Consider the following 20819-nt stretch of genomic DNA (forward strand, 5'->3'; position numbering starts at 1 on the left):
GAAAAAGGTAGGAGGAATAACGTATGGGGGCACGGAGGAATAAGGTGATCCTTACCATTGCAGTCATCTTCTTAAGTGTTATGGCCATCTTAGCGTTTCTGAGCAATACGATATCAGCAGCAATGCTGCCTAAGGTGACGACGGAGCGCGCATCGGTACAGGAGCTCGAGGTGTCATTGTCTGGCAAAGGGACACTACAGCCCAAAGAACGGGAGGATGTGATGTCCGATACCGGGTTCGAGATTACAGGTGTCAAGGTAAAAGAAGGCGATAACGTCAAGCGTGGACAAGTGCTGTTCACCTTGGATGCGACGGATTTGAAGGACCAAATTGCGGATGAGCGTACGCGTCTGCAGCAGGCTGGACTCGGAACAAAGGCGCTGCAGCAGGCTTTTATTGATGCACAGCTCACAGGAGATCCCGTTGCGATCGACAAGGCGAAACGTGATCTAGAGAGTGATCGTCTGAATACGACGTTGTCACAACGGAAGATCGCCCGGATGGAGAAGGAGCTTGGGGAGAAGAGTCAAGTCACAGCGCCTTTTGACGGTATTGTCAAAAAAGTGAACGCCCGAAAAGGTGACAAAGCAGCAGCGAGCAAGGCACTGGCTAGCGTCATGAATGCATCCGCAGGCTATCAATTCTCGTTCACCGTTCCGGAAGCGGAGGCTTCCATCTTAGCTGTAGATGAGAAAATCTCTGTGGTAGTGAAGCAATCGGGCGGCAAGGAGATCTCGGTCCAAGGGAAAGTAGCGGATATTAGCGACGCGGCTTCGGGTTCAGGTGATGGAGGCAATTCTGGCGATGACACGACGATGGGGGCTCCAAATGCAGATCGTGGAGGATCCAGTGAAGGAAGCCAGGAGGATAGCGGACCGAAGATGAAAGTTACCATGGAGGTTAATCATCCGAAGCTGCACGGCGGGGAGTCCGCAAGCGTGAGCAAATCGAAACCTCTTGGCGAGAAAGGAATGGTCATTTCGAAAAAACGTCTAAAAACGGATTCCGATGGTTCGTATTTGTTGATTGTCCGTACGAAGAAAAGTCCGCTGGGCAACAGTTATGTGGCTGAGAAGGCCAGGGTGCGGCTTGGTGCAGAAATGAAAGATAAGGTCATTATATCCCAAGGGTTAAATTCGGACGATGACATCATCGTCGAGACTAGCGAACCATTGCAAGATGGCAATGAAGTTCGGGTGAAATGAAGAGAAAATGGAGGAGAACTTATGATGAAGATGAAGCAATGGGGATTCATTGGATTAGCAAGTCTTATCATGTTAGCAGGATGCAGTGGAGGTAGCGAGGCGGGGCCTAAAATGTCTGAAGACGGCAAAAAGATCGTTGTTATAGGGACTGCCGGATCGACCCGATTCTTGGAGGAGGCCGAGAAGAAGTTCGAAGTGAAGCATCCGGATATCGATATTCAGATCAAGAAATATGGACCGGAAGAGAAGAAAAATGACGGTGGCGGCATGGCGACAGGACAAGTGATGACACGCGATGAATATGACCAATTCATTTCACGTTTGAATACGGAGGTGTTATCCGGGAAAGGCCCCGATATCATGGATACATCAGGTCTATCTCTCGGTGTCTATGCGAATAAGGGTGCAGTCGTTGATCTCCATGAGATGATGAAGAAGGACAATGAATTCAAGACATCAGACTATTTCGAAGGCTTGTGGGAGGCAACCGAGATTAACGGCGGATTGTATGCATTGCCGACACGTTATTTCGTGAACACGATGATGGTCAATACCAAACGACTTGAGCAAGCGAATGTGAAGCTGGATGACGCCAAGTGGACATGGAATGATTTCTTCGATATTGCTGATAAGATCAAGAAGTCTTCTAGTGATGAAGTGTATGCGTTAGGAACAAATGGTCCGAAGGGCGAGCTGCTCTATTCCATCGTGGAGGCGGATTACGAGCGTTACGTACAGCATGATAAGAAGACGGCGAACTTTGATTCCGATGAATTTAGACAAATGATGCAGCATGTCAAAGGCCTATACGATAAGGGGTTCATCACGAATTATGATGGAGGTATAGACAGTATGGACAAATTGATGTTCGTGCAGAACACCTATATTACACCCGATATGTTGGCGGCATTCTCGTACACGCCAGGCTGGAAGAGCATTCTTCCTCCGACAGCAGCAGGGACATCATCGGGGCTACCATTCCAACCGATAGCTTCGTATTCGATTAATGCTAAATCCGGTGCGAAGGATGAAGCATGGCAGTTCATGAAGTTTATGCTCTCGCCTGAAATGCAGCAATCTCCAGAGCTAAGCGGAATCCCGATGCTCAAAGAACTTGTGAACACCAAATTCGAAGAGATTAAGAAGCAGGTCGCCGATGGCACATCGAAAATGGCTATTCAAATCAATGACCCGAAAGATTTCGCGCGTCACGTGGATGAGATGAAATCTATGTTAGATAATACAGGCAAACCGTCGGCCATGGATCCGAAGATCAGTACAATTATTAGCGATGAGTTTAAGACCTTCATGGACGGTTCGAAGTCAGCGGACGAAGTTAGTAAATTGATTCAAAGCCGTGTAATGACCTACTTGAACGAGTAGTCACGTTTGTTAGAGACGTCTCAAAAGTCATGCTTATGATTTGAGGGCGTCTCTTTACATTGTCTAAATATCATAAAAATCAGCCCTATTTTGCATAAAAAAGAGGAAGTTCTGGCTGTATAGAGGTTGTATAATTAAGAATATTAGAAAGCGTTATCATTCAGATGTTTATGAGATATATAAAGGAGATGGCGAACATGGTGAAGAACGAAACGTATGAACAATGGGTCAAGTCCTTGCAGGAACGTACGGAAGTGGTGGACCGGAAAGGGTCGGAAGTCATCATTAAAAAGCTACCGGATACAGATGCGGTTGGCGAGCTTGATCCGCGTGTGTACGAAATCAATGCAGAGGCTGCAAAAGCGATGGCTGGTGCGGAATTTCCGGATCCAAGTCAAATGGATATGGTCAGCTTCGCGCTCAAGATGCGTGAATTCATGGGTTGGAAAAACTTCGACGTCACGACGACGGACATTCGTACGGAAGCCAGAATGATCCCAGGCACCGATATCGAGATTCCGGTTCGTATCTATACACCAGCTGCTGCGGCAGGCAGACAAGTGCCTGCGATGATCTTCTTCCATGGCGGTGGATTCATGGGCGGTACGCTTGATGTGGTCGAGAATCCATGCAAAGTGATCGCAGAACGTGCTGAAACAGTGGTTGTGAGTGTGGATTATCGCCTCGCGCCAGAGCATGCATACCCTGCGGGTCTGACAGATTGCTTCGATGTTGTGAAGTGGGTCTATGCGAACGCAGAATCGATCGGCGTCAACCGAGAACAAATCGCGGTTAGCGGTGATAGTGCAGGAGGCAACTTGGCAACGGTCTGTGCGATGAAGGATCGGGATCAAGGGACGAACATGATCAAGTATCAAGCGTTGATCTATCCAACCACGAATATGGCAGGCACGACAACAGATGACTTTGAATGGACGATCGATCAATATACCATCAATAATCATCAGGAATTGATCGTGGGAGGGATCATGGGCATGGGCGGCTCGACCAAAATGCTGGAGCATGTCTATGTGCAAGGTAACGAGCATGTAGAGCACCCGTACTTATCCCCATTACTTGCAGAAGATCTTAGCGGGATGCCGGAAACCCTCGTCATCTCGGCGGAATTCGATTACCTGCGTTTAGAGAATGAAGCTTATGCCAGGAAGCTAGAGCGTGCAGGCGTGAAGACGAGCTGTATGCAATATAGCGGCATGGATCACGCGTTTATGGATAAAATGGGTCAATACCCGCAGGCAGAGGATTGTATGAATGAGATTGCTAAAGGAATGAAGCGAGTATTCGCATCCTAGGAACCAGGAACCTTCAAGATCACGTTAAGTTGTGGTTTTGAAGGTTTATTTGTCGTTCGATAAGCACGAATGACATAAATGTGACATCCGACTAATAAGGTATTATATTGGCGGAGTTCGAAATAGGAGGGTTGCCCTTTGCGATGGATATCTGCAGCACGGTCGAGTGCGGGTGGAAGGCCACAGAATGAGGACAGCTTGTTGGAATGGGTACGAGATTGCAAGGGGTGCTATGTCGTCGCGGACGGCGTGGGCGGCCACCGTGGAGGGGAAGTAGCTTCTTCCATTGTGACGAGTGCATTTGCGACGGCTTTTGCGGCTGTGGAGCCGCTAAGTCATGCGAGTTTAACGAAGGTGCTCCTACACACGCATGATGAAGTGAGACGAGCACAGCACGATATTCATACACTGTCGGGGATGAACTCGACGGTTGTAGCGTTGTGTCGCCAGGATGAGACCGTGCTCTGGGGACATGTTGGTGATTCAAGATTATATCATCTGCGTGAAGGACGGATTATCGAACACACAAGGGATCATAGTGTCTGCCAATCGCTTGTGGATCGCGGTGAGATTATGCTGCAGGATATTCGATTCCACGAGGATCGCAGCCAGCTTTTGTGCGGCATCGGCATGGCAGCTGAATTACGGGGGGAAGTCTTGTTGAAGCCTTGTGCGGTGCAACCGGGTGATGCTTTTCTGCTATGTACGGATGGATGGTGGGAGTACGTCATTGAACCGGAGATGGAAGTTGACTATATGAAGTCTCAGAATCCAGCAGAGTGGCTGTCGCGCATGGAAGAGCGTATCGTGAAGCATGCACAGGTCGACCATGATAATTATTCAGCCATTGCCGTGTGGGTAGTCGAATCGGAGTCTGATCATAAATAGGAACATAAGTAAACCGCCTGACAATGCGTAGTATGCTGCGCTGTCAGGCGGTTTTTTTGAAGCTCGTTTTCGATTATATTTTGAACTTGCTGACCATTTCTTGTAGTTCGTTAGCTGGATTACACGCGCAGGCGTCTAGCATATATAAAGATTGATCATTTGGCAATCTGTAATTATAATAGTTACAGGAATCGTAGTAACTAGATAATGGAGTGTTAGAAATGAAAAATGCAACAGACGAGACGATTATAGCGGATTCACCCAGACGTCTCGCTCGATTATGGATTATTCTACTGCTCGGAGGGTTATCTGCCTTCGCGCCGCTTACAATCGATATGTATTTGCCTGCGCTGCCAGAGCTTGCGCAGGATTTTGGTACGAACGCGTCATTCGCACAGATGAGCTTGACCGCCTGCATGTTCGGCATTTCCTTCGGGCAATTGATTATAGGCCCGTTAAGTGACCTGTGGGGACGACGTAATCCGCTGATGGTGGGGTTGATCATCTATGCTGTGGCATCCATCATCTGTGTGCTCGCGCCTTCAATTGAGTCGTTCATTGTCCTTCGGTTCATTCAAGGGGTAGGCGGTGCGGCGGGGATTGTCATCTCGCGTGCGGTTGTCCGAGATATGTACTCGGGCTCCGAAATGACGAGATTCTCTGCGATGCTGTCGCTCGTGAATGGCGTAGCGCCAATTATCGCACCGATCTCGGGCGGTCTATTGCTTAAGTTTACCTCTTGGCGTGGTGTATTTATTGTATTGTGTGTGATCGGTGTACTCATGTTCTTGGGTGTCATCTTCGGTCTCCGTGAGACACTGCCGTCGAACCGCCGGTTGAAAGGCGGGATTACAGGCACATTTCGTTCCTTCGGTTCTTTGTTCCGGGACCGTGTGTTTATGGGCTATGCCTTGTCGCAGGGGCTTGTGCTGGGTGCCATGTTCGCGTATATCTCAGGCTCCCCGTTTGTCTTGCAGGAGATTTACGGGGTGACACCGCAGATGTTCAGCTTGATCTTCGCGATCAACGGGATTGGTATTATCCTTGCGAGCCAAGTGACCGGACGCCTTGCGGGTCGCGTTAGTGAGACGAAGCTGCTTCACTATGGCTTAGGACAAGCGAGTATCGCAGGCATTCTGCTGTTCGTGATGATTCTGCTCGATATCGGAATCATGGGCTTGCTCATCCCGCTATTCTTCGTCGTATCCAGCGTGGGGATCGTATCGACGGCGACCTTCACCCTGGCAATGCAGAATCAAGGCAAGGCTGCTGGTAGCGCATCGGCATTGATTGGGCTGATGTCGACGATATTTGGCGGCATTATGGCGCCATTGGTTGGTATCGCAGGCAGTCATACGGCGGTGCCAATGGGCCTCATTATCGCATTACTTGGCGTGCTTGCGGTATTATGCTATGTCGTGATGGTACGCGGTGCGAAGCAATCGGTATCGATGAAATAACTCGTAACATCAAGAAGACCTCGCTTGGAGGATGGACGGTGGCGTTCAACCCAGGGGAGGTCTTTTTTGACATCTGCATTCCGACTTATCGATTCGACAATTGCATTCCCATCTGTACAAGCCGCTTGGTCATGCCTCCGCCAATCGTGCCGATATCTTTCGTAGACATTTTGCCGTAATAACCGTCCTCAGGCAGCGAAATGCCAAGTTCCTGTGCGATCTCCATTTTCATTTGGGCTAGCGCAAGCTGCGCCTCGGGTACCAATTTTCTGTTTCTCGCCATGATGCATACACGCCTTTCTATTCAAATTTAGGGTTATTTTGTCAATAATGAATGCGTTCTATACAAACATTTGGAAAATGAATGTAATGAAAAATCCATTTGCAGTAGGAGGGGAATTTCCGTCTCGAGACCGAGGTGGATTCACATCGGCGCAGTACAATAGAGAAGCAGTGCCAACATGGAAGAATGTTAGGCAGATCGGCATTGTAAGAACAAGAGATAGAGGTGGAACGGTGAAAGAGAATAACAAGACTTTGATTATGATCGGACTGCTCATTGGCATCATTTTCTCAGCGCTCGATGAGACGATTGTCACGACGGCGATGCCTACGATCATTCGTGATCTGCATGGGCTGCAGCTGTACGGTTGGGTTGCAGGGGTGTACATGCTTACGATGACGGCATTCATGCCGATTCTCGGCAAACTGGCTGATTTATTTGGGCGCAAGCGTATTTATATGATTTGTATGGGGTTATTTATCGGTGGATCGATTATTAGCGGACTTGCAACTTCGATGGACGTTCTGCTGATCGGCCGGGGGATTCAAGGGATTGGTGCTGGTGGCATGATGCCGCTCGCGATGATTATTCTCGGCGATACCTATCCGCTCGAACAACGGGCCAAAATTCAAAGCATGATCGGACCAATTATGTTCCTGCCTCAGCTGTTAGGCCCGATGGTGGGCGGCGTAATCGTGGATCAATTAAGCTGGCACTTTGTATTCTTAATTAATATCCCGATTGGGATTGTATCAGCGATATTTATGGCTAGAGGGCTCCGCGAGAACCGGAGGGAAGGGAAGCCGAAGATCGACTGGGCCGGGGCGGTTGTGCTCCTCGCGGCGCTGGTATCACTGCTCCTGACGCCTGTTCTGAAGGATACGCAAGGCTATGCTTGGAGCTCTCCAGTTATTGTCGGTTTACTCGTATTCGGCTGTTTAATGATTAGTCTTCTCATCTGGATTGAATCGAGAGTCGAGGAACCGATCATTCCATTACACTTGTTCAAGAATCGGAACGTTGTGGTGTTATCGACTCTTGTGTTTATCGTTGGTCTCGGCTTGATTGGCTGCTTCGCCTCCTTCCCGTTCTATGCGCAGAACATTATGGGGCTATCGCCGACTGGAGCGGGATACTTGACGATGGCGTTCATGCTCGGTGCTATACCAATGAGTATGTTGAACGGCTTTACGCTGACGAAATTGCGTTATCGGAATGTATTCATCGTTTCATTTATTCTGCCGATTATTGCTTTCTTCTTCTTGTCGCAAATCAGCGTGGATACATCCATCGCTGCCATTATCATCTACTTCGTCATTATGGGTGCAGGACTTGGCGTATTGTTCGCGGGGGATAATCTGATCGTACAAGAATCCGTGAATAAGAACGAGAGCGGGATTGCCCTCTCGACGGTGCAGCTGTTCCAAGCATTAGGTACAACGGTTGGGATGAGCTTGTTCGGCAGTCTGTTGGCTTCACATATCACCAATGGGGTAAGCGCGCTGAATCTTCCAGCTGGCACAGCGGAGAAGATCGCGACTGGCGGCATTCCGAAGGATTTGGCGCCGGATATCGCGGCTCAGGCGAAGACGGTCTTCGCAGGGGCATTCCAGAATTTATATATGATCGCGTTAGTGATGTCTGTTGCTGCGTTTGTCGTTTGTTTCTTCCTCAAAAACGAGATTCTGTCGAAGAAAGTAGCGGAGGAGAAGCTGGTCGCGCAGGATATGTAGTTGTTGTAGTGGGAGGCGTTCCTTTTTTGAAGGGGCGTCTTTTTTTATGGAAAAATAAAGTAAAATTGTCCACAAATAGTCTATAATTGGAAATGTAGTTAAATTGTTTCAAATATTTGATGGGAGCTGGTTCGATTGCGTAGATTTATGGTTCTTGGAAAAGTACTTCTTTCGCTCGTACTCTTTATGGGATTAGGCGGGATGGTGAGCAGCCTGGTCTTGGGGGCGCAATCTAGCATCCCGGAATGGAAGCTAATCATCATATCAGGGATAAGCATGATGATCTCTGTAATTCTGATGTTTCTCCTGTTCGAGAGAGGTAAGGGGTGGTCGCTTGGATTACGTCAATCCCATTCGATTACATGTGCGCTACAAGGCATTGGACTCGGCATATTGCTCATCAGTATTGGAGCGATCGCGATATGGTTCTGTGGTGGCGTGAAATTCCAATCGATACATACGGATGCAGATACGTGGACTTCTGTTCTTGCAGGTGTAGGATTGTTCGCCTTGGTAGCGATCTCCGAAGAAGTGTTCAATCGAGGCTATTTGCAAGGTCTTCTAGAGCATCAATATGGCGTTACTTGGGGCGTTGTGGTTTCTTCGATCATCTTCGCGCTGCTGCATGGGGCGAACCCGGGGATCTGGAGTACACCTTTTACAATGATTAATATTTTTCTGATCGGTGTTTTCTTCGCGTTAACGCGAGTCATGACGGGCGGGATATGGCTCCCTATCGGATTCCACCTCGCGTGGAACTTCTTCCAGGGGCATGTCTATGGGTTTGCGGTATCCGGTACGGACACCAAGCCTATCCTGTCCATCCTCGTAGAAGGAAATTCGCTCATATCGGGCGGTTCATTTGGTGTGGAGGGAAGTATCCTGACGACGATCCTCATGATCCTTGTCTGCGGGATTTGTGTGAAATTGTACGTACAACGGGAGCATAACATCCATCTTGTTTCTTGAGAAGAATCATTGATGAAATAGGGATAAAAGGAAGATTAGCAGGGGCTGCGGCATGCAGCTCCTTTTTGCGTGGAAAAGAGGTTGCTCGTGTATGCGGAACATGGGACAATGGGGAAAAGATACATTCGAAGGTGTACCAAAAGGAGGAAACGCAATGACGACACCAAAAGGCGCGTGCTGTTCTGTCCGAAGAGACGCTGCAGGTGTGGGAAATGATGAAATTGCTGTATCCCAAGTGGCAATGGAAGATTCGGGCACGTGTAAGAAGCATGCGAATACATCCAGGATGATTCTGCTTCAAGGCGGGGAGTTCCTGATGGGGACGAACGATGCAGAAGGCTTCGCGGCAGACGGGGAAGGGCCTGTGCATACAGTGAAGCTGGATCCGTTCTACATGGATGCTTGTACAGTAACCAATGCGGAATTCCGCGACTTCGTGCAGGATACGGGTTACCGGACGGAAGCCGAACAGTTCGGCTGGTCATTCGTGTTCTATCAATTCGTCTCGGAGACAGTGAAGCAAGAGGTCGATAGTGCGGTACAGTCCGTGCCATGGTGGCTGAAGGTGGACGGCGCGTTCTGGGCGAAGCCGGAAGGCCGGGATTCCTCCATTGAAGATCGATGGGATCATCCGGTCGTCCATGTGTCGTGGAATGATGCGCAGGCGTACTGCGCGTGGGCTGGCAAACGTCTCCCTACGGAAGCCGAGTGGGAATACGCAGCGCGCGGCGGGCTAGTCCAGCGGCGTTATCCGTGGGGCGATTCACTGCTGGTGGATGGCGAACACCAGTGCAACATTTGGCAGGGACCTTTCCCCAAAATCAATCGGGCATCCGATGGCTATGCTGGGACGGCGCCGGTACGCGCATTTAAGCCGAATGGATACGGACTCTACAATACCTCGGGAAATGTGTGGGAGTGGTGTGCGGATTGGTTCCGGCCAGATACCTACCAGCATAGCGAGTTATTGAATCCAAAGGGACCTGCGCGCGGGGAAGCTCGTGTCATCCGCGGCGGCTCACATATGTGCCACAAATCGTATTGCAACCGCTACCGTGTTGCGGCGCGCTCGTCGAATACGCCGGATAGCTCGACGGGGCATATGGGCTTCCGCTGCGCGGCGGATGTGTAAGGGGATATATCGATGAAAATTGCGATCATAGGCTCCAGCGGCTCAGGTAAATCAACCTTCACGCGCGAGCTTGGACAAATATTAGATTTACCGATTCATTATTTGGACTTGTACTATTGGCAGCCTGGTTGGGTACCGACGCCAACCGAAGAATTTGCTGCGTTGAATCGAATCTTGGTCGCGAATGATGCATGGATCATAGATGGGTTATATGGGAAAACATTAGACATCCGACTGCAAGCAGCGGATGTTGTTTTTTTCTTCGATTTATCTCCGTGGATCACCACGTATCGCGTCATTAAGCGCAGAATTCAATATCACGGGAAGACAAGGGTGGACATGAACGAAGGATGCCCCGAGTCGATCGATTGGCCCTTTATCAAATTTGGATGGAACTTCCGCAGGGATAAGCGCCCTGGTATCCTCGCCAAGCTTAAGGATCATGCCGAGCATACCAAGATCATTGTGGTGAAGAGCCCTAAGGAAGCCCAACGGATATTAATAGAGGTGAAGGCTACGGGCAAATATTATTTTGATCGGTGTTGAGCATTTTTGGCATAAGATCGCTCACATCTTCCCCAGCTTCGCTAGCGTCTGCAGTATATGATCCAGCAGATTCGGAATATCCTCCATCTGGTCTTCGTTAATACGGCGGTTGAATCGCAGCTCGACGGTATTTCGATATATAGGGCGGTTTTGCCCATATTCGAAGCTTAGTGTCTGCACGGTCGGCAGCTCAGGCTCCCAGATCTTCCGCACGACCTCAGCAATACGCTCACACTGGGAATCAGGATTCTCGATTTTCATATAGAATCGTATGCGAAGTGTACAAGCCGGCGTCTCGCCAGGCATTTCTAGAATTTCAGCAGCAAGATCTTTCAGCGAAGTGTCGAGCCGGATCTCGGCTGTAATATCCGGATGATCGATGAGTACGAATTGAAGTGAAAATTCTCGTGCCATGACGGACAGCTCCAGACGGTCGACCCGGTCTGTGACACGGATAATTTCGTCCAGATTATCTAGATCGTAGACTTGGTTTTCTATAGCGACTTTTAAATTTTCGAATACAGTAGGGTCGAACATCACAGGAATGGGCCTCATTTCGTCTTGTTTTTACATAGGAATGATTCATAGTGTTAGCATACCAAATTTGTTGCTTCGAATGACATATTGATTCCCTTTTCTGCGCATATTAGTGACGTGCTCCGATAACTTCATCACGCAATCACTTGGGCACACTTGTTGTGAATCGGTTTTTGCCGCTGGAGACATTCTTGAAGATCGATTAAGCAAGTTCATCTCGAAGGAGGAATTGTAATTATGACAACTTCCAAACATCGTCGTGAAAATGCCGACAAAATCCGTAAGCAAACTCCGCATGCGCACGGAAAAATCAAGTCTTTTAAGGAATTATCGGAGTTCTAGATGAACAAGGGCGCCCATAACGGGTGCCCTTGTTGTACAACGGGCAGTCGCAGTGTTAGCGTTGCACGGGCTAAAAAGACGTGAAATTTTCAAGCGAATAGGGGAGAGGAAGTAAGTGTACAAGTATAGATTCAGAATAGGGATGATCTTTCTCCTTCTTGTTTGTGTTTCTTTCTCCATGGAACCTAGGAAGATGGTAGCGATTTCCGACGAGGAACGTAACGTTACTTCTTTTCTAAATGAATTGTACGCTCTTCGGGCGAATTTACTCATACATAATCATCAGGTCCAAATCGAGCAGCACTATGTTCACGGACATAAAGCCAGCGATTATGCGATGCGTCAAGAACTCAAGCGAGCAGAATACATTCATACTTGGGGGGAGAAAAGGGGGATACGATTTATCGATGCTAAGTCCGATATCCGCATCACCCGGATTCAATTCGATGGAGATTTGGCCAGAATATCACTCGTTCAATCCTTGAAACTTAGTTATTTTTATTTACAATCGTATGCTCCTTCACAATCTTTTGGCATAGGGACAAGGCATGCGCTGACACTAAAGAAAAATGGTCACGGATGGTTATTGTATAAGGAGTGGTATTTAGACCCTCTTGAAGAAAATCCCAAATTGATCCCCATCACCTCAGATGGTTCCGCGCTCCCTTTTGTTCCTAATCATCAGGACATTCCATCTGGTAGCAAATACAATCGCAAACGTGCAATTGCTTATGCCAACAAATATGCAGGAATCGCATGGGGGGCAGGAAACCGTCATCGATATAACCGAAGCTATAAAGATTACACCACGGTAGGTGGGGACTGTACGAATTTCGCTTCGCAAGTGATCGGCGATCCCAAGGAAGGCGGCGGGCTCCCAATGACAAGCAAGTGGCGTTATTTGTATGGCAAAGAAGGGAGTGAATCTTGGATCCGAACGGATTCATTCCACCAATTCTTGATTCGATCCGGGTATGGGAAAATGATTGCCAGCGGTTTATTTAGCGACATCGTGAAACCAACGGAAAAGTTCCCTCATGGAGCTGTGTCACAGCTGTTGCCTGGCGATTTAATCGGATTTGTCATGCATGGGGATGTAGATCATTTCTCCGTGGTGGTTGGTTATGATAATCAAGGTTATCCACTTGTCAATTCTCATACAGCAGATCGTTATCGCGTACCTTTCGATTTAGGCTGGGATAGGCATACCAAATACATTCTGATTCACATTCGGGATTAAAGCAATTCGCGGACTTGGGCCTCGACTGGACATACCTCTAACTTCATCGTCATAGGATAATGAGGACGAGTAGGAAATAGAGGTGAAGTGAGACCATGCCGCTGCTGTTGAAACAACTGGCAATAAGGACCGGCTCTATATTTATTGTGAAGATAATGGGGCTCATCGGGCGGATCTCTTTAATAAGACTTGTTGGTGCAGAAGGTATCGGGCTTTACCAAATTGCATATTCTTATTATGGCCTAGCATTGATGGTGATCGTTGGCGGATTCCCAACGGTGCTGGCCATGCTTACAGCGAAGGACCCTGCACAGGGATGGTTCTGGTTCAGAAGAATCTCCCTGCTATTAATTGGTCTGGGTGGGATCATTAGTTATGTTACGTTCTTGCTTTCACCTCAAATTGCCGAGCTTCTTGGCAATCCAAATCTCCACTTCGCAATACGCTGCATTGCACCCGCACTATTTGTTGTCCCCTTGCTAAGCTTGTTAAGGGGTTATTTACAAGGATTAGAGCGCTATAGCGTCATTGCGTTCTCTGAACTCATCGAACAAGCCGTCCGAATGGGCGCCTTGGTGGTAATCGTTATTCTTTTGCTCCCTAAAGGATCCCCGATTGCCGTAGGAGGCGGTATCCTAGGTACTTTCTTGGCGGCATTAGTTTCATTCTTGCTATTAATATTTGCTTGCAGGTTTGTCCAGCAAGACAGCCTAGATAAAGGTTATCCGCACCAGCATCGTACAGATCGGAATTCCATGTTCTCCTGGATTCTCCATACTTCCCTTATCATTTCATTCACGAGGCTTCTAGTTCCACTGTCTGATTGTATTGATGCCATCATCATTCCGAATCGCCTGCAAGCAGCTGGTTTTACAGCATCGGAAGCAACATCGATCTTTGGGGTCATTACGGGGATGGCCATGATTGTTGTCTATATGCCGACGATCGTTACAGCAGCGCTATCCCATACCTTAACAATGAAGATTGTCAGCGACTGGAAAGAGGGACAGGTAGCAAAATTTTATGAACGAACCCGTTGTGCGCTTGAGCTTGGATGGGTGTGGGGTTGTACAGCGGGAATTCTCATCTTCACGTACAGTAAGTACATTTCATGGTATATCTTCGGTACATACGAAGCGTCGGAGCCTATACGATATCTGGCAGCTGTACCGCTACTTGTTGGATTACGAGAATTAACGACGAGTATGTTATGGGCACAGGAACGCAAAAAGGTACCTCTTGTGGGCCTTATCGTAGGGATTTGCATAGCAATCCCCATTCAGTATTTTCTGGTAGCCGTACCTGGGTTCAGTTATGCTGGACCTTCAGTAGGCATTCTGTGTTTGGAGCTTGTTACCGTAAGCTGGAATATTGGGGCATTAAAGTTGAGTAGGGTAGGTATACGATTAAGACCTTTGATCGTCGATATGATCCTTTTGTTCATACTCATGTTAGCAGTTACTTTAGGGATGAATTCGCTGATGACGTATCATGTATCCAATATATTTCAACTAGCACTTGGTATAACGCTGTATAGTGGAGGGGCAGCACTCTATATCTTTTGGCGTTCTCGATCCATGAATGACGTTCTTTTTCAATCTAAATGAACAATGATGTCTTTCCTAAACTTTAGAGTGTTTTATGGATAGAAAATTCGTACATTTTTGTTTCTAGAGCATAAAATACTCGAAAGTATTTATAGGAGGATTCCTATGGGCAGCAGAAGTAGACTTAAACTATGGGTCATGACGAGTGAATATCACCCTCGAATTGTTGGCGGGCTAGGAATTGTTGCCACACAATTGACCCGGAAATTGAGCAAAACAGGTTTGGATGTGACGGTGTTATGTACGAGTGAGGATGGCAAGAATCAGGTTGATAGTTCGAGAGCGAATGGCAAAATTGGTGTCATTAGGATTCCGAAAAATAAGAAATATTACCGTATGTCCTCTCGTTCGTTCAAACCCAAACCCCTATTAAGATTATCCACTTCGACAACCTCTGACCCGCCAGACCTCATTCATGTTCACAGTATGGAATATGCAGCTGCTGCAAGGGCGGCGGCAAGCAAGTTCAGTATTCCTCTCGTGTATACCTGCCATTCTCTTGCGTCCAAAGGGATTCATTCCAGTCATGGGAAGAATCAGACCCAATTAATTCGCAGTGCGGCAAAGATTGTCGTCCCGAGCAAATGGCAGGCAGCTGAGATTAAGGATTTATATCCAAAAAGCAGTCGGGGGAAGATCAGTGTTATTCCTAATGGTGTGAAGAGCGTCAGGAGAAGGAGAAAACTAAAGGGTTCATCTCATGAATTGCTTTATGTTGGAAGACTAATTCCTGATAAAGGCATCAAATCCTTGATCAGAGCCATTGCTTTATTGTCACGTGAGCACAAGAATGTACATCTAACCATCGTTGGGAAAGGGAAATCGATGAAAAGTTCACGTGCCCTAACACGACGTCTAGGGATTTCGAAGAACATACACTGGATCCCTAACAGAAAGAACGAAGAAGTCCTTGCGATGTATTCTTCTTATGGTGCTGTTATTGTACCAAGCAAGAAAGAATCATTCTGTCTGGTTGCCCTGGAAGCTATGGCTAGCGGTGTCCCCCTCGTATCCACCCTATCTGGCGGATTAAGTGAATTCGTAAATGCGAAGAATGCTCAGATTATACGATCCGTTGATAGCAAATCGATCGCTAAAGCAATCACATCGATGTGGAACAAACCAGCCAAGACCAAGAAACGTATTAGAAACGCTCGACTCACAGCGAAGCGTTATCGTTGGCGTGCAATTGCCCGTCAGTACAAATCGCTATTTTTGAATATGACGAAGGTGATTTAATATGAATGAGCGGATGTTCAACATCGCAGATGGTTTTGGGCTTGAGGTCAGTCGTATGAAGAAAATCCGGAAAGGGATCTATCGCGTTATCACCTGTGACCATCAGTCCTTCAGTCTCAAGCGTATGCCCAAACGACTTGCACGTCTGAAATGGACGGATCAGGTGCTGCAACGGATCAGGAAGCGTGGCGTGCTGATTTCTTGGCGTAATCCGCAAACGCGAGAAGGGCGTAAGCTCTATGTTCTTTCGTCAAAAGGTAAACCCTTCGTGCTAACGCCTTGGCTATCGGGTAGAGAACCATCCCCCACATCATTGAGAGATATGCGAGCTTGCGGTGAAGCATTGGCGCGAATGCATGAATCTGGAAAGGATGAAATCCTTGGTGGGATGAAATACAGCCGAATTGGGACCTGGAAATCTACGCTCCTAGCGCAGCACAAATTTCTGAAAAAAAAGATAAAAAAAGCGAAGCGGAATGAATTTCGACCTTCGATTAATTCATTTGTGCAGGAGCATGGTGCAGAAATTTTACGTTACTCGAATCAAGCGAGGAGATTGCTGCGACATAGCAATTATCGTAAGTACTGCAAAAAGCCTGGTCGATTCGGTGTTCTGAGCCACGGTGATGGAGGCCCTAGCAATTTTATCTGTAATGTCAAAGGAACGCATCTCATTGATTTCGAGACATTACACATTGATTTACGCGCCTTTGATTTGTATCGCGTCATCTATAATTCATGCAAGGACTATCATTGGGATTTCGCGATCGCCAAGGCGATTCTGAACGGTTACCGTCAGGTCGCAAAACTAAGTAAACACGATTATGAACTCATTCGAGTATGGTTGCGATTCCCATTCACAACATACCTCGTGCTATCACCCTTCCCAAGATTCCCTCTGAACAAAAAATATTTACGATGGGCGATTCGTTCCGAAAGACGAATTGGAACATTCCTGCAGAAGCTTGATAATTATGCAGTTAAACATAGTACTTCATCATAGGTCTGAACGAGGTTAGCTCAGCGTAAAAAGTTGATTCGGATTACAAAGGCCTTGCTGCGGCAAGGTCTTTTTTATGCGGTGTACCTGTGTGAGGGTCGGTATAGTAACACGTTAAAAGAGTCGTTATGGACGTTTTACTTTTCCAACATATAGGAGTATCGTGGAAGGGAAGGGTTTATTTATTGTGCTATGGATAGAAATCTACATTGGAGAGGAGAGACGTATGAAGTTTCTTAAGCCTTATATTCGAAAGTATTGGAAGCTGTTCGGGATTGCGGTGTTCTTCCTCATGATTGAGGCGTTATGCGATTTACTCCAACCGACGATTATGGCGAAAATTATTGATGACGGCGTAGCGAATAGTGAGATGAATGTTGTACTGCGTTTGGGCAGCCTCATGCTCATGATTACGTTGTTCGGCGCATTGACTGCGTCGCTGCGCAGCGTTATATCATCCAGGGTATCACAACGGTTCGGAGCAGAGCTTCGAGCGGATTTATTCCGTAAAATTCAAGGTCTGTCCTTCGAGAATATGGATCAGTTCGATCGCGCTTCGCTCGTCACGAGACTGACCAATGACGTCACACAAGTGCAGAACTTCGTCAACGGCTTGATGCGGATTTTCGTCAAAGCGCCGCTCGTCTGCATTGGCAGTCTGATCATGGCGGTGCGGCTCAATATGCAGCTGTCCGTGGTCTTAATCGTGGTAGTTCCACTCGTGGCTGTATTTATTTTACTCAATATGAAAATTGGCTTTCCTTTCTTCGTGAAGGTACAGCAGGCGCTGGATAAGGTTAATGGCGTGATGCGCGAATACCTCTCCGGCGTGCGTGTTGTGAAAGCGTTTAACCGTTTCGATGTGGAAGTCGATAAATTTGAGCAAGCCAACCAAGGGCTTCAATCCCGGTCGACGACGGCGATGCGCGTCATGTCGGTGTTCAGTCCTCAGATTGTGCTTACCGTGAATCTCGGCATTATTGCGGTGCTCTGGATCGGAGGCCTGCGCGTGGATCAGGGGCAAATGCAGGTCGGCCATATTATCGCCTTCATTAACTATATGACACAAATTTTGTTCTCTCTCATGATGATCTCGATGATCTTCAACATGTTCGTACGTGCCAAGGCTTCCGCGGAGCGGATTGGCGAGGTGTTCTCCACATGGAATGCGATGACGTGGGACAGCAAGGTAGAAGGTCAAGCCGATCAGCGCGGTCGGATCGATTTCGACGAGGTGACGTTCGCGTATGAGGGGACATCGGGGGACCCGGTGTTGAAGCAGATTTCATTCTCCTGTGCGCCTGGTCAGATGATCGGGATCATAGGCTCGACAGGATCGGGGAAGAGCAGCTTGGTTCATCTAATTCCGAGATTCTATGACACAACATCCGGTACGGTCAGCGTCAATGGCGTTGACGTTCGTCAAATGGATCCGCAGAAGCTGCGTGAGACGATTGCAATTGTACCGCAGAGAACCGTACTATTCTCGGGGTCTGTAATCGAAAATATTCAATACGGCAAGGAAAATGCGACACAAGAAGAGATCGAAGCGGCTGCGCGGATTGCAGAAGCGCATGATTTTATCGCGGAATCGCCCGAAGGGTATCATTCTAGAATCGGGCAAGGGGGCGTCAATTTCTCGGGAGGTCAGAAGCAGCGATTGTCTATTGCAAGGGCACTTGTCCGTAAGCCGGACATTCTCATTCTCGATGATTGTACGAGTGCCGTCGATGTCGCGACCGAGTCCCGCATTAAGGCGGGGTTGAAGCAATACGCAGCAGGACTTACCTGTCTGCTGATCGCACAGCGCATTACATCGGTCATGGATGCGGATCGGATTATTGTTCTGGAGGACGGCGTCATCGTTGGGCAAGGGACGCATCATGAGTTGATGGCCGATTGTACGGTATATCAAGAAATATTCCAATCCCAATTGGGAAAGGAGATGAATCATTATGCCGCAAAATAGTGGCTCAGACCGCGCTGCAGGTACAGCAGCGGCAGCAGCAAGACCGGGGCCAGGCGGTCCGGGAGGCGGCTTCGGCCAACGCGGAGCGGGGAGACCTGTCGTGAAGCCGAAGAATTTCAAGGCGACGCTGGCAAGGTTATGGCAGTATGTCGGAACCGAACGCCGCTGGCTGACGACAATTTTCATGTTCCTGATAGTCGATGCTTTGCTCATGTTGTTCGTCCCGTATTTAATTGGCAAATCGATCGATACGATGACGGGCCTAGAGGGCCATGTAGACTTTGATCTGCTCGAAGTGATTATTATTGTACTCGCTTCGGCCTATCTCATAGATGCCGTCCTGACGCTTCTCCAAGGTTGGTTCATGGCGGGGGTCTCCCAGCGGATCGTTATGAAGCTGCGCAGCGCGTTATTCGCGAAGCTGCAGAAGCTGCCTGTCGCCTATTTCGATCGGCAGTCCCATGGCGAGGTCATGAGCCGTCTCTCGAATGATATCGATAATGTGAGCAACACGATTTCCCAATCGACGACGCAGCTGATGTCCGGGGCGATTACGATTGTAGGTTCGCTCGTCATGATGATCGTGTTAAGTCCGATTCTGACCTTGGCGAGTCTCATCACGGTGCCACTTGTCTATCTGCTGACCCGGACGATTGCACGGCGGACGAGTGTGTTGTTCAAGGAGCAGCAGGTTCAGCTTGGCAAATTAAACGGACATATTGAGGAGACGATTTCGGGCATTGAAGTCGTGAAGGCGTTCAATCATGAGGAACGTGCTATTGCGGACTTTGATGCAGTGAATGACCAACTGTTCAAAGTTGGGCTTAAGGCGCAAATTTGGTCAGGATTCCTTATGCCGATCATGAACGTGATCAATAACCTCGGGTTCGCCGCAGTCGCGATGGTCGGTGGGGCGCTCGCTGTGAAAGGGATGATTACAGTCGGCGTTATTGCGGGCTTTATCAGCTATTCTCGGCAATTCGTTCGCCCGCTCAACGACATGGCGAATATATTCAACGTGCTTCAATCGGGTGTAGCGGGTGCGGAACGTGTCTTCGAGGTGCTGGATGAGCAGGAGGAGCCCGAGGATGCACCGCGAGCCATTGAATTGCGGAATCCGAGTGGACATGTCGTCTTCGAAGATGTGCAATTCGGTTACCGCCCGGATGTGCCCATTCTGAGTCATGTCAGCTTCGAGGCGGAGCCAGGAAGTAGTACGGCGCTCGTTGGACCAACTGGTGCGGGCAAGACAACCATTGTGAACCTGATTACGCGGTTCTATGACGTGACGGGCGGGCGTATCCTGATTGATGGCAGAGATATTCGGGATTACACGCGAGATAGCTTACGACGCGCTTTTGGCTTCGTGCTGCAGGATACGTACTTATTCTCGGGTACGATTAAGGATAATATTAAGTACGGCAAGCCGGATGCGACGGATGCAGAGATTCGGGCGGCAGCTGCCATGGCGAATGCGGATGTATTCATTCAGCGGCTGCCGAAGAAATATGACACGGTACTCTCGGAGAATGGCGGCAATCTAAGTCAAGGTCAGCGGCAGCTGCTCGCGATTGCACGAGTGATTCTGGCGAAGCCATCGATCTTGATTCTGGACGAAGCGACGAGCAGTATCGATACGCGTACGGAGCTGCATATCCAAGATGCGCTGCTGAACATTATGCAGGGGCGGACCAGCTTCATTATTGCGCATCGGCTGAATACGATTCGAGATGCCGATACGATCATGGTCATTGACCATGGCTCGATTGCAGAGAAGGGCGGACATGACCAATTGCTGCAAGAAGAGGGCGTCTACGCGAGAATGTTCAACAACCAGTTCCGCAACCTGGAAGAGAAGCTGTCGTAATGTTATAGGTAGGGAACCAGCAGATGGAGGGCGAGAGCCCTCCTTTTCTCACCACATTGGCGATAAAAACCACCTCTAAACGCGGTCGCTCATCGTCGAATGTACC

18 protein-coding genes are annotated in these 20819 nt (G+C 48.4%); 16 read left to right on the plus strand and 2 right to left on the minus strand.

The window, feature by feature from the left end; genetic code table 11:
* Positions 1 to 23 precede the first annotated feature (23 nt).
* The 5 genes from ACFQZR_RS06785 (at position 24) to ACFQZR_RS06805 (ending at position 6249) form a co-directional block, all read left to right on the plus strand.
* The gene (locus tag ACFQZR_RS06785) at positions 24 to 1205 is read left to right on the plus strand and encodes an efflux RND transporter periplasmic adaptor subunit (protein ID WP_379344187.1); all 1182 of its coding nucleotides are present in this window, start codon (positions 24 to 26) and stop codon (positions 1203 to 1205) included.
* A 21-nt stretch (positions 1206 to 1226) separates the two neighbouring features.
* Entirely contained in the window at positions 1227 to 2588 is a 1362-nt protein-coding gene (locus ACFQZR_RS06790) for an ABC transporter substrate-binding protein (RefSeq protein WP_379344189.1), read from the plus strand.
* Positions 2589 to 2785: 197 nt separating this feature from the next.
* Positions 2786 to 3901 (plus strand): alpha/beta hydrolase, encoded by a 1116-nt coding sequence (locus ACFQZR_RS06795; protein WP_379344191.1) that lies wholly within the window; start codon positions 2786 to 2788, stop codon positions 3899 to 3901.
* 138 nt (positions 3902 to 4039) lie between these two features.
* Positions 4040 to 4789: a PP2C family protein-serine/threonine phosphatase gene (locus ACFQZR_RS06800; protein WP_379344193.1), complete on the plus strand. Its 750-nt coding sequence runs from the start codon at positions 4040 to 4042 to the stop codon at positions 4787 to 4789.
* 221 nt (positions 4790 to 5010) lie between these two features.
* Positions 5011 to 6249 (plus strand): multidrug effflux MFS transporter, encoded by a 1239-nt coding sequence (locus ACFQZR_RS06805; RefSeq protein ID WP_379344195.1) that lies wholly within the window; start codon positions 5011 to 5013, stop codon positions 6247 to 6249.
* An 85-nt stretch (positions 6250 to 6334) separates the two neighbouring features.
* Here the strand turns inward: ACFQZR_RS06805 and ACFQZR_RS06810 are convergent, their stop codons facing one another.
* The gene (locus ACFQZR_RS06810) at positions 6335 to 6532 is read right to left on the minus strand and encodes an alpha/beta-type small acid-soluble spore protein (RefSeq protein WP_379344197.1); all 198 of its coding nucleotides are present in this window, start codon (positions 6530 to 6532) and stop codon (positions 6335 to 6337) included.
* A 77-nt stretch (positions 6533 to 6609) separates the two neighbouring features.
* Between ACFQZR_RS06810 and ACFQZR_RS06815 the strand changes: the two genes are divergently transcribed.
* The 4 genes from ACFQZR_RS06815 to ACFQZR_RS06830 all read left to right on the plus strand — a co-directional run bounded on the left by ACFQZR_RS06815 (position 6610) and on the right by ACFQZR_RS06830 (position 10912).
* A complete protein-coding gene (locus tag ACFQZR_RS06815) occupies positions 6610 to 8265 on the plus strand; it encodes an MDR family MFS transporter (protein ID WP_379344199.1) in 1656 nt (551 codons plus the stop codon).
* 135 nt (positions 8266 to 8400) lie between these two features.
* Positions 8401 to 9234, plus strand: a complete 834-nt coding sequence (locus ACFQZR_RS06820; RefSeq protein WP_379344201.1) for a CPBP family intramembrane glutamic endopeptidase — start codon at positions 8401 to 8403, stop codon at positions 9232 to 9234.
* Between the two features lie 154 nt (positions 9235 to 9388).
* On the plus strand, positions 9389 to 10366 hold the full coding sequence (locus ACFQZR_RS06825) for a formylglycine-generating enzyme family protein (RefSeq protein WP_379344204.1): 978 nt from the start codon (positions 9389 to 9391) through the stop codon (positions 10364 to 10366).
* Between the two features lie 12 nt (positions 10367 to 10378).
* Positions 10379 to 10912 (plus strand): P-loop NTPase family protein, encoded by a 534-nt coding sequence (locus ACFQZR_RS06830; protein WP_379344206.1) that lies wholly within the window; start codon positions 10379 to 10381, stop codon positions 10910 to 10912.
* A gap of 21 nt (positions 10913 to 10933) precedes the next feature.
* Here ACFQZR_RS06830 and ACFQZR_RS06835 read toward each other — a convergent pair whose 3' ends face one another.
* Complete coding sequence (locus tag ACFQZR_RS06835) at positions 10934 to 11449, minus strand: hypothetical protein (RefSeq protein ID WP_379344920.1); 516 nt, start codon at positions 11447 to 11449, stop codon at positions 10934 to 10936.
* Positions 11450 to 11686: 237 nt separating this feature from the next.
* Here ACFQZR_RS06835 and ACFQZR_RS06840 point away from each other — a divergent pair, with 237 nt between their 5' ends.
* The 7 genes from ACFQZR_RS06840 (at position 11687) to ACFQZR_RS06870 (ending at position 20713) form a co-directional block, all read left to right on the plus strand.
* Positions 11687 to 11791 carry a DUF6254 family protein gene (locus ACFQZR_RS06840; RefSeq protein WP_018754539.1) on the plus strand — a complete coding sequence of 35 codons (105 nt, stop codon included), beginning with the start codon at positions 11687 to 11689 and terminating at the stop codon, positions 11789 to 11791.
* Positions 11792 to 11969: 178 nt separating this feature from the next.
* On the plus strand, positions 11970 to 13031 hold the full coding sequence (locus ACFQZR_RS06845; protein WP_379344209.1) for an amidase domain-containing protein: 1062 nt from the start codon (positions 11970 to 11972) through the stop codon (positions 13029 to 13031).
* Between the two features lie 95 nt (positions 13032 to 13126).
* Positions 13127 to 14638, plus strand: coding sequence for an oligosaccharide flippase family protein (locus tag ACFQZR_RS06850; protein ID WP_379344211.1), 1512 nt, complete (start codon positions 13127 to 13129; stop codon positions 14636 to 14638).
* A gap of 105 nt (positions 14639 to 14743) precedes the next feature.
* A complete protein-coding gene (locus ACFQZR_RS06855; RefSeq protein WP_379344213.1) occupies positions 14744 to 15877 on the plus strand; it encodes a glycosyltransferase family 4 protein in 1134 nt (377 codons plus the stop codon).
* A gap of 1 nt (position 15878) precedes the next feature.
* Positions 15879 to 16880, plus strand: a complete 1002-nt coding sequence (locus ACFQZR_RS06860) for a phosphotransferase (RefSeq protein ID WP_379344215.1) — start codon at positions 15879 to 15881, stop codon at positions 16878 to 16880.
* Between the two features lie 223 nt (positions 16881 to 17103).
* The gene (locus ACFQZR_RS06865) at positions 17104 to 18846 is read left to right on the plus strand and encodes an ABC transporter ATP-binding protein (RefSeq protein WP_379344217.1); all 1743 of its coding nucleotides are present in this window, start codon (positions 17104 to 17106) and stop codon (positions 18844 to 18846) included.
* The gene (locus tag ACFQZR_RS06870; RefSeq protein WP_379344220.1) at positions 18833 to 20713 is read left to right on the plus strand and encodes an ABC transporter ATP-binding protein; all 1881 of its coding nucleotides are present in this window, start codon (positions 18833 to 18835) and stop codon (positions 20711 to 20713) included. The genes ACFQZR_RS06865 and ACFQZR_RS06870 overlap by 14 nt, the downstream gene beginning before the upstream one ends.
* The last annotated feature ends 106 nt before the right edge of the window (positions 20714 to 20819 follow it).

The sequence above is a fragment of the Paenibacillus sp. GCM10027629 genome (assembly GCF_042676425.1).
In the GTDB taxonomy this organism is placed as follows: Bacteria; Bacillota; Bacilli; order Paenibacillales; family Paenibacillaceae; genus Paenibacillus_K; species Paenibacillus_K terrigena.